The 12941-nt window shown below is 66.1% G+C and carries 9 protein-coding genes; 7 read left to right on the top strand and 2 right to left on the bottom strand.

The genetic code is table 11. From position 1 onward, the window contains the following. The first annotated feature begins 189 nt into the window (after positions 1 to 189). On the top strand, positions 190 to 1773 hold the full coding sequence (locus tag AC1MDG_RS09440) for an amidohydrolase (protein WP_479808678.1): 1584 nt from the start codon (positions 190 to 192) through the stop codon (positions 1771 to 1773). A gap of 53 nt (positions 1774 to 1826) precedes the next feature. Here AC1MDG_RS09440 and AC1MDG_RS09435 read toward each other — a convergent pair whose 3' ends face one another. Beyond that, positions 1827 to 3170 carry an MFS transporter gene (locus AC1MDG_RS09435; RefSeq protein ID WP_479808677.1) on the bottom strand — a complete coding sequence of 448 codons (1344 nt, stop codon included), beginning with the start codon at positions 3168 to 3170 and terminating at the stop codon, positions 1827 to 1829. 142 nt (positions 3171 to 3312) lie between these two features. Here AC1MDG_RS09435 and AC1MDG_RS09430 point away from each other — a divergent pair, with 142 nt between their 5' ends. From AC1MDG_RS09430 to AC1MDG_RS09410, 5 genes are all read left to right on the top strand, one after another. Next, positions 3313 to 4230 carry a LysR family transcriptional regulator gene (locus AC1MDG_RS09430; protein ID WP_479808676.1) on the top strand — a complete coding sequence of 306 codons (918 nt, stop codon included), beginning with the start codon at positions 3313 to 3315 and terminating at the stop codon, positions 4228 to 4230. A gap of 117 nt (positions 4231 to 4347) precedes the next feature. Further along, the gene (locus AC1MDG_RS09425) at positions 4348 to 6027 is read left to right on the top strand and encodes an amidohydrolase (RefSeq protein ID WP_479808675.1); all 1680 of its coding nucleotides are present in this window, start codon (positions 4348 to 4350) and stop codon (positions 6025 to 6027) included. 225 nt (positions 6028 to 6252) lie between these two features. After that, positions 6253 to 7902, top strand: a complete 1650-nt coding sequence (locus AC1MDG_RS09420) for a thiamine pyrophosphate-dependent enzyme (RefSeq protein WP_479808674.1) — start codon at positions 6253 to 6255, stop codon at positions 7900 to 7902. A 26-nt stretch (positions 7903 to 7928) separates the two neighbouring features. Beyond that, on the top strand, positions 7929 to 9302 hold the full coding sequence (locus tag AC1MDG_RS09415) for an NAD-dependent succinate-semialdehyde dehydrogenase (RefSeq protein WP_479808673.1): 1374 nt from the start codon (positions 7929 to 7931) through the stop codon (positions 9300 to 9302). Between the two features lie 81 nt (positions 9303 to 9383). Then, entirely contained in the window at positions 9384 to 9626 is a 243-nt protein-coding gene (locus tag AC1MDG_RS09410; protein ID WP_479808672.1) for a hypothetical protein, read from the top strand. Positions 9627 to 9705: 79 nt separating this feature from the next. Here the strand turns inward: AC1MDG_RS09410 and AC1MDG_RS09405 are convergent, their stop codons facing one another. Then, complete coding sequence (locus tag AC1MDG_RS09405) at positions 9706 to 10983, bottom strand: aminotransferase-like domain-containing protein (RefSeq protein ID WP_479808671.1); 1278 nt, start codon at positions 10981 to 10983, stop codon at positions 9706 to 9708. A 1015-nt stretch (positions 10984 to 11998) separates the two neighbouring features. On the opposite strand from AC1MDG_RS09405, the gene AC1MDG_RS09400 reads away from it, so the two are divergent. Then, a protein-coding gene (locus tag AC1MDG_RS09400; protein WP_479809063.1) for an IS5 family transposase occupies positions 11999 to 12866 on the top strand; the annotation gives its coding sequence in 2 pieces (ribosomal slippage) (positions 11999 to 12346 and positions 12348 to 12866; 867 coding nt in all). The last annotated feature ends 75 nt before the right edge of the window (positions 12867 to 12941 follow it).

Here is a 12941-nt window from a genome sequence, read left to right as displayed (position 1 = left end):
ATCTCAGAACGTCTAAGACTCATTATTTACAGATGTCATGCCGTTCGGGCATGGAGCCCGGAGTTCCGCGGCCCCAGCGGGTCCGGGGCTGCCATCCGGGCCAGGGCCAGCACCGGGGCACGGCCAGATGACCCGTTTGTTGCGGACCCGGTGGCGGGAAACCGCGGGTGGCACGCTTACCCTGTTCCGGTGACCCCAACCCTCTTTGCCAATGCGATCTTCCATACCCTCAACCCGGCCCAGCCCCGCGTCGAAGCCCTGCTGGTGGCGGACGGCGTCATCCTGGCAGCCGGGCCGGCAGCCGAACTCCGTGCCCACGCACCCGCCGGAACCAACACCGTGGACCTGGGCAACGCCGTCGTGATTCCGGGTCTGACCGACGCCCACATCCACACCGCCAGCCTGGCCAGGTCCATGCACGAGGTGGATCTGCGGGGCGCGGGCAGCCTGGCCGAAGCGCTGGCTGGAATCGGCGCCGTTCTGCCGCGGTACCGGGCAGGCGAGTGGATCCTGGGAGGCTGGTGGGATTTCAACAAATGGCAGGTTCCTGTGCAGCCGGACAGGACCAGTCTGGACGCGGTCTGCCCGCGCAATCCCGTGGCTCTCACCAGCGCGGACGGCCACACGGTCTGGGCCAACTCGCAGGCATTGCAGCTGCTGGGCATCACCCGGGAGACACCCCACCCGTCGGGCGGGGAAATAGTCCGAGACGCCGGCGGTGAGGCCACCGGGATCCTGCGGGAAAGCGCCGTCTACCCGGTGCGGAAACTGGCGGCGTCGGGGGTCTCCGGAAACCTTCCGGAGCAGCTGAGGGAGGCGCAGCGGTACCTGCTGTCCCTGGGCATCACCGGCGTCCACGATATCGACGGCGCTGACGCCCTGGCCGCCTACCGGACCCTGCGTGAGGAGGAAGAGCTGACCTTGCGCGTCCACAAACTGCTGGCCCAGGACGACCTTGAGGCCTCCATCGAAGCCGGCATGCGGACCGGCCAGGGTGACAGCTGGATCCGGCACGGCGCCGTGAAGATCTTTGCCGACGGCGCGGCGGGATCACACACGTGCCACATGAGCCAGCCCTTTCCGGGCGGCACCGGCCACGGGGTGGAGGTGACAGCCTACCCTGAGCTGCTGACGCTGGCCGGCCGGGCGGCGGAGGCAGGCATCGCCGTCGCAGTCCATGCCATTGGCGACCGCGCCAACACCCTGGTTCTGGACGCCCTGGCCGCGATTCGGGATACGACCAGGCGGTACGGCCTGCAGCACCGGATCGAGCACGTGCAGTTCCTGCAGCCCGCCGATGTTCCGAGGGTGGCCGAACTAGGTGTGGTGGCATCCATGCAGCCGCAGCACTGCCCCAGCGACCTGCCCATTCTGGGCATTGTTGAGGGCCGGGGCCTGGCGTCCTACGCCTGGCGGAGCCTTCTGGACGCTGGCGCCACGGTAGCCTTCGGCTCCGACTCCCCCGTGGAAGTTCCCAACCCGTTCCACGGTCTGCACGCCGCCATCACGCGGACCACCGCCGCCGGGGAGCCCGACGGCGGGTGGGAAACGCAGGAGCGAATCTCATTGGCCGAGGCCCTGCACGCCTACTGCGTAGCCCCGGCGTTCGCCTCCGGCGAGGAGGCGCTCAAGGGCACACTGGCCCCCGGAATGCTCGCGGACTTCGTGGCACTGGACACCGATATCTTCACGACAGACGCCGCCGGGATCAGGGACACCATGGTCCACATGACCGTCACCGGCGGGGCTGTGCGATACCGGCGGGACGCCTGAGCCGGCCGGCGCAGCCGGGCGGGTGAGCTGGGCGCCTGACCCGGGAGTCTGAGCTAGTCTGCCCGCACCTTCGAGGTGGCGATGGCGCCGCCCAGGGAGATCAGGCCGATGACCACGAGCAGCGAGGCCGGTCCCCACGAGGCGTTGCCGGAGAAGGTGAGGAAGACGGTGGCGAGCGCCGGCATGAACCCGGCCACGACGGCGGACAGGTTGGCGGACAGCCCCATGCCGGTGTACTTGACCTGCGCCGGGAAGAGCCTGTCGATCAGTGCGCCGATAATGGCGTAGGTGATGGCGCAGGGGCCGAAGGCCAGCACCATGGCCAAGATGATCAGTCCCGGGTCCCTGCTGTCCACAAGCCAGAAGATGGGGAACGCCAGAGCAATGAAGATCGAGTAGCCAATGATGCCCACCCGTGCCGCGCCGAAGCGGTCGGCAAGGCGGCCGGCCAGCACAGTCATGACCATCTGGGCCACGGCGCCGACAGTCATGGCCGTGAGGATCACGGTTGACGGCAGGCCCAGGACCCGGGTGACGTAGCTGATCATAAACGTGGTGAGGATGAAGAAGCCGGCGTTGCCCACGAGGTAGGTGCACACGCCGATGGCCAGCTTCGCTTTGTACTGGCGGAACAGTTCGATGACCGGGGCCTTTGTGGTTTTGTCTGTGGCTTTGAGTTCCTGGAACTCCGGCGTCTCCTCCACGTTCCAGCGGAGCCAGAGTGCCACGGCCACCAGGACAATTGAGGCGATGAACGGCAGCCGCCAGCCCCAGGCCATGAAGTCGTCCCTGGGCAGCAGTGCCACCAGCGTGATGGCACCTGTGGACAGCAGCGTGCCTACCGGCGATCCCAGCTGGACCAGGGCCGCGTACAGCCCGCGGCGTTTCGCGGGGGCGTACTCGATGGCCATCAGGGTGGCTCCGCCCCATTCGCCGCCGGTGGCAATGCCCTGGACCGCACGCAGGAGAGTCAGCAGAACGGGGGCGACGACGCCGGCCGTTTCGTGGGTGGGCAGCAGCCCCATGAGCGTGGACGCGGCTCCCATAATCATCACGGTGGCCACCAGGGCGCCGCGCCGGCCGTACTTATCCCCGACGTGGCCGAAGATGAGCGCGCCGACGGGCCGGGCGATGAACGCTGCGCTGAAGCTGAGGAATGCTGCGACGGTGGAGGCCACGGGATCGCTGCCGGGGAAGAACAGCGGTGCAAAGACGATTGCGGCGGTGGTTCCGAAGAGGAAGAAGTCGTACCATTCCAGCGCCGTGCCGATGAAAGCGGCGGCCACCACCTTGCCGGGACTGGACGGGGCGCCTGCGGGCACTGGCGGTGCGGGGGCAGGCGACGCTGCAGGTGGTGCGGCCGGGGAGCTCGCTGCTCGTGATTCTTGATGTGTCATGGGAGGTCCTCAAATGGCGGTGCAATGCTGATGGGCTGTGAGAGCGCCGATGGCTCTGTCCCATGAAACGTACTGTGAGGTGTTGCATACCCGCCAATACTTCTTCTTGCGTTTAGGTATACCCAAAGAGCATGCTGTTTCCATGAACCTTCGCCGCCTGCAGTACTTCCTTGCCGTCGTGGACGCCGGTACAGTGACCGCCGCTGCCGAACGGATCCACATCGCACAGCCTGCGCTTAGCCGGCAGATAAAGACCCTGGAAAACGAGCTCAAGCTACGCCTCTTCGAGGCCCAGGGCAACAAGCTGGCCCTGACGCCCGCCGGACGGGCATTCATCCCGGCCGCCCGACGTCTCATGGTGGAAACCCAGGGCCTGGAAGCTGCCGCGGACGCCCTGCGCACCGGACGCGTGACCACCCTGGTGGCAGCGGCCACGGCGGCCTCGGTCCGCGGGTTCCTGGCGCCCTACATCGCCACCACTGGGCCCGAGGATCCACTCATCATTACGCAGGAGACCAGCCACTTCGCCATTGCCGAAGCGCTGCTGCACGGCTGCGATTTCGCCGTCTCCCCTGCCCCGCCGGAGCCGGGGCTGACCACCATGCCGCTGGGCAGCATCCCGTTGACCGCCTATGTGGCTGCGGACCACGAATGGGCCCGCGAAGGCGTCACCGAACTTCCGCTCTCCGCCCTGTCCGTCCAGCATGCCATCCTGCCCTCCCACCAGAGCGTTAGCCGCTATATCCTGGACGACGCCCTCAACCAGGCCCATCTAAGCTTCCGCCAGGTCTCCGAATGCGACGACGGGCAAACCATCATGGCGCTGGCGGCGGCCGGGCACGGGATTGGCGTCACCACTGACCTGCCTGCCTATGGCACCCACCCCATCAGAATCCTGGCGGGCACAGAGGCTAGGCCGGGGCCCGCACTGCGCCTTCCGCTGCATACCGCCTGGATCCCGGGCCATTTCGCCGAGGACACCATCCGGGCAGTGGCCCGCCGGATCCGAGCTTTCCTCAACCAGCAGGGCGCAGTCATCAAGGACGATGCCAGGGGGTAGTCAGCTTTATGCCTAGCAGGCATGGTCGAGCGACTAAATAGACATTAGACAGCATGGAATTAGCTTCCGATACTTGGTGGAACGCAATGAACCACCCACACAACTCGGGAGAACCGCATGTTCCTGGACGCGCTGTACACCAACGGATCGTTCTACACCCAAAACCTCCGGCGTCCGCGTGCGCACAGCATGGGACTCCACAACGGGCGCATCATCAGCCTCGACAACGACCTGCCCGCCTCGCTCTTCCGCGACGTCTTCGACTTGGGGGGCGCCGCCGTCGTCCCCGGTTTTAATGATGCCCACTGCCACCTGAGCTACGTGGGCCAGGCGTTGGTCCAGGCCGACCTCCGGCCGGCCGCATGCGGCACCATGGACGAACTGCTGGCCGCCGCGGAGCGCGCCTGCCTGGCCGCGCCGGAAGGGGCGTGGGTCCAGGGTGCCGGCTACGACCAAAACCATCTGGGCAACCAGCACCCTACGGCGGAGCAGCTCGATGCCGTCAGCCACGGCCACCCGGTGTGGCTGATGCACAACTCCCGGCACATGGGGGTGGCCAACACGGCCGCTTTCGAACGGGCAGGATATCCCGGCCGCCGCAATGTCACCGCGCCCGACGGCGGGGCGGCACCTGCCGATGCTGCCGACAGGGCCGTCGGGCTGCTTCAGGAAACGGCCCGGGCACTGGTTATGGACGCCATTCCCGGCCCCGGTGTGGAGGATGTTGCCGACATGGTGGGCGCAGGCAGCGCCGCCCTGCTGGAACTTGGCGTCACAAGCATCACGGAGCCCGGCCTGGGCGCTCCGCAGCACATTGGCCACAGCCTGTCCGATATTGCCGGCTACCAGGCCGCGCGGGATGTCGGGAAACTTGGCGTGCGGGCCACGGTGATGCCGTACCTGACCACCCTGCACGGGCTGGGCGACGCCGATGGGGACGGGGACGGGCACAACGGCGCGGGCAATGTAGCCCGGATGGGCCTGGACCTGGGCATGCGCTCCGGCTTCGGCGACGAATGGCTCCGGCTGGGCCCGGCCAAGATCCTGTCCGATGGTTCGCTGATCGGCCGCAGCGCGTTCATGTGCTGCGACTACCAGCACGCGGCCGGCGAGCCAGAAAGCAACCGCGGGCTCCTGCAGTTCCCGGCCCAGGAACTGCGCCGCCGCGTCATCGGCGCACACCGCGCGGGCTGGCAGGTGGCAACCCACGCCATCGGCGATGCCGCACTGGACGTGGTGCTGGACATCTTTGAGGAAGCCCAGCAGCTCTACCCGCGCCCGGACGCCCGCCACCGGGTGGAACACGTCAACGTGGCCGGCGATGACCAGATCAAACGGCTGGCATCCCTGGGCCTGATCCCCGTCCCGCAGGGCCGCTTCATCAGCGAACTCGGCGACGGCGCGGCCCGGGCGCTGGGACCGGAGCGATCGCGCCTTGCCTACCGGGTGAAGTCCCTGCTCGACGCCGGCATCGAAATCCCCGCCAGCTCGGATGCACCAGTGGTGTCAGGGGACCCCCTGCTGAACATCCACGATCTGGTGAACCGGCGCACGTCCTCTGGAGCTGACTTCGTTCCGGAGGAACGCATCAGCGTGGCCCAGGCCGTGCGCGCCTACACCGTGGGCAGTGCGCATGCGGTGCACGAAGAGCGCTACAAGGGCTCGCTGGCACCGGGCATGCTGGCCGACTTCGTGGCACTGACCGAGGACATCTACAAGGTTCCAACGAAGGACATCGGCGATGTCCGTGTCAAGGCCACCGTGGTGGGCGGCGAACTGGTGCACGGCAGGCTTTAGGGCTGACGCCCCGCGGAGGCTGCCGCAGCGGGGCCCTCGCTGGCCCGCACCGCAGCGGTCTCTGCCGCCGCCATCTTCATGCTCTTTGGTTATCTGATTTGAACTTTATATGTATTAGACAGCATGAACTCCGTTGCCAATACTTGAGGAAACCCCTGGCGCCGGCACTGCAGCCGGGCCGCCACCGACGGCCAGATCCTGGCCACCCTGTAAAGGAGCACTACTTTGAAGACGACAACCCACGCCGGCCAGGCGATCGTTGACTCCCTGGCCTTGCATGGCGTCAACCGTGTATTCGCCGTCCCGGGAGAAAGCTACCTGGCCGTTCTCGACGGACTCCACGGAGCCGACATCGAAACGGTTGTCTGCCGCCAGGAAGGCGGCGCCGCCTACATGGCCGAAGCCCACGGCAAGTTCACCGGCGAACCCGGCGTGGCCATGGTGACCCGCGGACCCGGAGCCGCCAATGCGTTCGTCGCAATCCACGCCGCCTGGCAGGACGCCACCCCCATGGTCCTGTTCGTGGGCCTGATCCCAGTCGCGGACCGCGAGCGCGAGTCCTTCCAGGAATTCGACCCCAAAGCGTGGTTCGGCACCCAGGCCAAGCGCGTCCTTGTCCTCGACGAAGCCTCCCGGGCCTCTGAGGTGGTGGCCGAAGCATTCTTCGCCGCCAAGTCAGGGCGCCCCGGTCCCGTGATCGTCGGCCTGCCGGAAGACGTCATCACCCACGAGTTCACCGGTGGCCTGCACGCGCCCATCGCCGTGGCTGAAGGGGCAGTGTCCCCGGCTGAGCTGGACCTGGTCCGCACCGCGCTGGCCGGCGCAGTGAAGCCCGCCTTGTTCATCGGCGGCCAACGCTGGACCGCCACCGCCGCAGCAGCAATCACCACCTTCGCCGAAGCCAACGGCATCCCGGTCATCCAGGACTGGCGCGCCTCGGACCGCATCCCGTTCAATTCCGAGGTGTTCGTCGGTGCCCTGGGCTACGGCCGCACCGCGGAGACCGCCCGAATATTCGCCGAGGCCGACGTGCTGCTGGCCATCGGCGCAGTGCCCACAGACGTTCCGACCGACGGCTACACCCTGCGGCAGTCACTGGACGCCACGAACATCGTCGTCAACATCGACAGTTCCCTGCGGGGACGCTCAGGCGCAGTGACGGCCCACATCCTGGCCAGCCCGGTGGCCTTCGCCGCCGCCGTCAAGGATCTGCGCCTGGGCAAGGCAGCCGAGTGGGACTCCTGGCGTGCCGCCGGCCGGGACGCGCAGGCTGCGTTCAGCGAACTCCCGGACGTGGCGTCACTGCCGGCAACCCGTGAAGGCACCGGGCACATGAGCGCCGTGGTGTCCGAGCTGGTCCGTCGCCTGCCGCAGGACGCCGTGTACAGCTTCGGCGCCGGCAACCACTGCGCCTGGGCCCAGCGGTACCTGCCCACGAACGTGTTCCCGTCGCAACTGAGCATGCGCAACGGTTCCATGGGCTACAGCGTGCCGGCGGCCGTGGCCGCGTCATTGCAGGGCCCGGAGCGCCTGGCCGTGGCCATCGCCGGCGACGGGGAATTCCTGATGAACGGCCAGGAGTTCGCCACGGCAGTGCAGTACGGCGCCGCGATGCTCATCATCGTGATGGACAACGGCCAGTACGGCACCATCCGGGACCACCAGGAGCACCATTTCCCGGGCCGCGTCAGCGGCACGCAGCTGGCCAACCCCGACTTCGCGGCCTACGCCCGCGCCTTCGGCGGGCACGGCGAAACCGTGACCAGCGACGACCAGGCCGCGATCGCCGTCGAACGTTCCCTGAAAGCTGTCCAGGACCAGCGCATCCCGGCCATCATCCACGTCATCACCGACCCCGCGATCGCCCTCCCCTAACCGATCCCACCCAGAAGGAACACAGCATGAGCCTCTATGCCGTCATCAACCCGGCCACCGGCGAGACCGTCAAGGCCTACCCCACCGCCACAAATGAGCAGATCCACGCCGCAGTAGCCACCGCCGACGCCGCCTTTAGGGCGTGGAACCGGACGGCGCTGGCGGACCGGGTGAAGCTGCTGGGCCGTGTGGCTGAGCTGTACACCGAGCGCCGCGACGAGCTTGCCGGCATTGTCACCCGGGAGATGGGCAAACCCGTCTTCCAGGCGCAGATCGAGGTGGACATCGTGGCGTCCATCTACCGGTACTACGCAGAGAACGGCCCGGCCTTCCTCGAGGACGAGGAGCTGGAGGTCGCGGCCGGCGGCACGGCGATGGTCCGCAAGGACGGCCTGGGCGTGCTGCTGGGGATCATGCCGTGGAACTTCCCGTACTACCAGGTGGCCCGGTTCGCCGCGCCCAACCTGATGAACGGCAACACCATCCTGCTCAAGCACGCCCCGCAGTGCCCGGAATCCGCGCTGGCCATGGAGCAGATCTTCCACGACGCCGGCGCGCCCGAGGGCGCCTACGTGAACATCTTCGCCACGAACGGGCAGGTGGCGGACATCATCGCCGACCCGCGCGTGCAAGGCATCTCGCTGACGGGTTCGGAGCGCGCAGGTTCCGCCGTCGCGGAGATCGCGGGCCGGAACCTCAAGAAGGTGGTGCTGGAACTCGGCGGCTCGGACCCGTTCCTGGTGCTGGACTCCGCGGACCTGGACCAGGCGGCCACGCATGCCCTGTTCGGCCGCTTTGGCAACACCGGCCAGGCCTGCAATGCGGCCAAGCGGATCATCGTTGCGGACGCGGTGTACGACCGGTTCGTGGAGAAGTTCGTGGGTGCCGTGGCCACCGTGAAGGTGGGTGACCCCACCGAGGCGGACACGTTCATGGGACCGCTGGCTTCCGCCGCAGCTTTGGACGGTCTGGCTGAGCAGGTGGACGACGCCGTCGCCAAGGGCGCCACGGTACTCACCGGCGGTGGGCGGCTGGATCAGCCGGGGTCCTGGTTCCAGCCGACGGTCCTGGCCGGCGTCACCGAGGACATGCGTGCCTTCTCCGAGGAGCTGTTCGGCCCGGTGGCGGTGCTGTACCGGGTGTCCTCGGAGGATGAGGCCGTGGAGCTGGCCAACAACTCCGTCTACGGGCTGGGCGCTGTGATCCAGTCCACCGACCCGGCCAAGGCCGCGGAGATCGCCGACCGGCTGGATGCCGGCATGGTGTACATCAACGAAGCCCCCGGCACTGCGGCCGAGCTGCCCTTCGGCGGCATCAAGCGCTCCGGCGTGGGCCGCGAACTGGGCAAATACGGCATGGATGAGTTCGTGAACCGGAAGCTAATCCGTACCGCGAAGTAGGCAGCGGGATCCCCGATGAAAAAGCGGCAGAACCACCACGCACGGCCCCAGGCTCCCACCCCCACTCAGAAGGGACTCCACATGACCGCCCTCCCCTCCGACAAATTCCGGTCCTATGACTTCAGCCACCTTCGCCTTGGTGATCTCATCGAGGCACGGCAGAACCACAAAGTTCACCACCGGGGCCACATCGAGGAAGCCCACCCGGAATTGGGAGTGTTCTGGATTCAGGACACCGTCACCGGCACCCGACGGCTGATCGACTTCGATTCATACGAGATCTTTTTTGGACGTCACACGGAAGCCACCCCGGCCACTGTGTAATCCGATCTGAAATATCCATACATACATGAGGCGCCCCCAGAGCTCTGGGGGCGCCTCACTTTGTTGCTTCGCAGTGCGACTAATCCGAGGTTGCTGCTCCCGCAACGGCGGCGCTGAATACCTCGCCGAGGATGGCGGCGCCCTTGCGGATATCGTCCAGGGACGGCAGGCAGAAGGACATCCGCAGTTCGCTGTGGCCACTGCCGTTCGTGTAGAAAGCGGTGCCTGGGACGTACACCACGCCGCGTTCGATGCAGTCGTAGACGAGCGCTTCGGTGTCGATCCCGGCCGGGACCTTCACCCAAAGGTAGAAGCCGCCGGTGGGCCGGTTCCAAGTGGTGCTGGCGGGCATGACCATCGCGAGTGTTTCCACCAGGGCGGTGAACTTCTCCCGGTAGATGGCCCGGTATTCGGCCAGCTTGTCTTCCCAGGCGGGATCGTCCAGGTAAGCGCTGATGAGCTGCTGCGAGTACACCGAGGGGTTGAGCTGTGAGGTTTCGCTTGCATTGAGCAGGTGGCCGTACAGCGACGTCGGAGGCAGGACCCAGCCCACGCGCAGGCCAGGCGCAATCATCTTAGAGAACGAGCCGAAGTACAGGGTGATGTCCTCGAAGCCGGGCTGGATGGCAGGCATAGTTTCCCCGTCAAAGCCCAGGAGCCCGTAGGGGTTGTCCTCGAAGATCAGCAGGTCGTTGCTGCGGCACAGCTCGCCGACCTGCCTGCGGCGTTCTCCGGAGAGGTTCACGCCGCCGGGGTTCTGGAAGTTGGGAATGGTGTACAGGCCCCGTGCGGTCTTGCCCGCGGCACGGACTTCGCCGATGAGCCGTTCGAGTTCTTCCGGAATGAGGCCGTCGGCGTCCATGGGGACGTGGACAATGTCGGCCTCGTAACTGGTGAACACGGCCATGCCGCCGGCGTAGGACGGGGCCTCCGCGAAGATCACGTCGCCCGGGTTGACGAGGACGCGGGCGGCTATGTCCAAGGCCTGCTGGCTACCGGAGGTCACGATGACCCGGTCCGGACCGGCCGTGATGCCCTCGAGTTTCATGAGTTCGGAAATGTGGACGCGGAGCTCAGGAATGCCGTCGCTGGAGCCGTACTGGAAGGAGCGTTCGCCGCTGTCGAGCAGAATCCGCTGGGCGTCTGCTGCGATCCGGTCGAATGGGAGGGCACCGAGGTAGGGGGCGCCGTTGGCGAAGGAGATCATGCCCGGCCGCTGGGCGGCCCTGAACACTTTGCGGACTTCCGAGGGCCGGGCGGCGAGGGTACGCTGCGCGAGGTGCGGCAGCCGGGCGGGGACGCTGATGTCACCGGATGTGTTGGCAAATCCTGCGGAAGTTTCCACTGATACGGACATGGGATACCTTTCGGTCGCGAGTATCCTTCCAGTGTCGCGCCGCCCCGCCGATGCTGTCTAAGACCAAAGTCCGGGGATGGGCATACCGGGACGGCATAAGGTCACCCGCCCCGCGGCAGCCAACTGGAGCAAACCGGCCCCCTGCGGGCGTCCTCGTTGTGCCAGAGCCGAGGCAGCCCCCAGGCCGGGACGGTTCAACAAGATCCGGCAGGCCTGCGGTAGGCGAACAGAAGGTGGTTGATGAAGTCCGAGTTGTTGACACGATCCTCACGTCATGCCGCACCACCGCTTCCCAATCATGAATGACCAGAAGCGTCCTGGCTGTTTGTCGTTCTGATCCCCATCATCGCTGGGCGGGTCCTCCACGCAACCAGGGCGCAAGGCGCCGCTCACGATCCAAAGTTTCGTTCGGCGCTCCCCCGTCGTTTATTTCCTCGCGAAACTCTGAACCGCTCCCGGTTCCCCAAGTTGCGCTCCGGACCCTCCAACCCAGCGGCGACTCCGGTATCAGAACGACGCCGAAATCTGACAGACACATCCGATGCCCGCGTAGGCCGACCACGTTGACCTTGACGCCAGTGCCGCCAGCGTCCTCGTCGCCGTGTTCACCGGGACCGTCTGTGACGGGCCCGTCTGAGGCGCGGCAACCGGCCTACCCCAAGTCTGCGCGGGACGCCTTAGCGGGAATGGCACTGAACCTATGCATGGGAGGGAAACGATAGACGCGCGTCCAACTAGGGACAGGTCTTACGGATCAACCCGACCAGGACTGCCCCGGAAGAAGAGTCCGGATCCCACACACCTTCACTCTGTCGACCGATCGTAAGCCACAGCCGCAGATAACCCCGGAGACGTTGCCGCTGAATGGACCGTCCCACGAAAACCGACGGTCTGGGCCGCGAAGTTATGTCGCCTGAAGCCAAGAACTTCATGAAGTGATGTCGGCAGAACTAGGGCGTGTCTCCCAAATGGGGTTGGTGTTGGTTGCTTAACTGGGGTCGAGTCGCGTTTTCAGATTTTCACTGATGAGCAGTGGGCCCGTGTTGAGCCGTTATTGCCGAGCTCCGATGGCCATCGCGGGCGCCCCTTCCGTAATAGCCGCCAGATCGTAGAAGGCATCGCATACCTGTACCGATGCGGGATCGCGTGGCGGGACCTGCTCGAGCAGTTCGGACCCTGGCATACCGTGTGGAAGCGGCACCGCCGCTATGCTGCGGACGGGACCTGGGACCGTATCCACGCGGCATTGCTCGCTCAGGCGGACGCCAACGGTGAAATCGACTGGACTGTTTCTGTGGATTCGACCATCAACAGAGCCCACCAGCACGGAACGAACTTTCCCCGCACCACAGGGGGAACCGCCGAATTACAAGAAACTTTGGAGCGAACCTGAGGACCATGCCGTAGGCCGGTCCAGGGGCGGGCTGAGCACAAAAATACATCACGCATGTGACCGCCGGGGCCGTCCCTTGGCGTTCATTCTGGGACCGGGCCAGGGATCGGACTCACCCATGTCTCCCCATGTCATCGAGGCAATCAGCGTGCCACGAATCGGTGGCGGCAGGCCCAGGAACCGACCCGATGCGGTCATGGGTGACAAGGCCTACTCGTCCCGAGCCAACCGGGCACTCCTGCGCCAGAAGAAAATCAAAGCGATCATTCCCGAACCCAGGGACCAAATCGCCAACCGTAAACGCAAGGGCTCCGCCGGCGGGCGGCCCGTGGACTTCGATAGTGAAGCCTATAAAGGCCGGTCCGTCGTCGAGCAATCATTCAGCCTCTTCAAGCAATGGCGCAGCATCGCCACCCGATACGACAAACTCGCAATCACCTACCGGGCAGGCGTCGCTCTCTACGCCTCCCTGATTTGGTTACGGCAATAAGGAGACACGCCCTAGGAGGAGGGGATCAAAATGCGGGTCGAAATGCTGCCCGTGCACAATGTGCACACCCCCTTT

Source organism: Arthrobacter sp. AIWTK1 (assembly GCF_056680535.1).
Note: the sequence above shows the minus strand (reverse complement) of the source record. Positions and strands in the feature narration are given on the sequence as shown.

What these genes read in the sequence shown, in the direction of transcription:
- AC1MDG_RS09415 (WP_479808673.1), top strand. Translation starts at nt 7,929, where the DNA reads ATGAGCCTCTATGCCGTCATCAACCCGGCCACCGGCGAGACCGTCAAG.
- AC1MDG_RS09405 (WP_479808671.1), bottom strand. Translation starts at nt 10,983, where the DNA reads ATGTCCGTATCAGTGGAAACTTCCGCAGGATTTGCCAACACATCCGGT.
- AC1MDG_RS09410 (WP_479808672.1), top strand. Translation starts at nt 9,384, where the DNA reads ATGACCGCCCTCCCCTCCGACAAATTCCGGTCCTATGACTTCAGCCAC.
- AC1MDG_RS09425 (WP_479808675.1), top strand. Translation starts at nt 4,348, where the DNA reads ATGTTCCTGGACGCGCTGTACACCAACGGATCGTTCTACACCCAAAAC.
- AC1MDG_RS09430 (WP_479808676.1), top strand. Translation starts at nt 3,313, where the DNA reads ATGAACCTTCGCCGCCTGCAGTACTTCCTTGCCGTCGTGGACGCCGGT.
- AC1MDG_RS09435 (WP_479808677.1), bottom strand. Translation starts at nt 3,170, where the DNA reads ATGACACATCAAGAATCACGAGCAGCGAGCTCCCCGGCCGCACCACCT.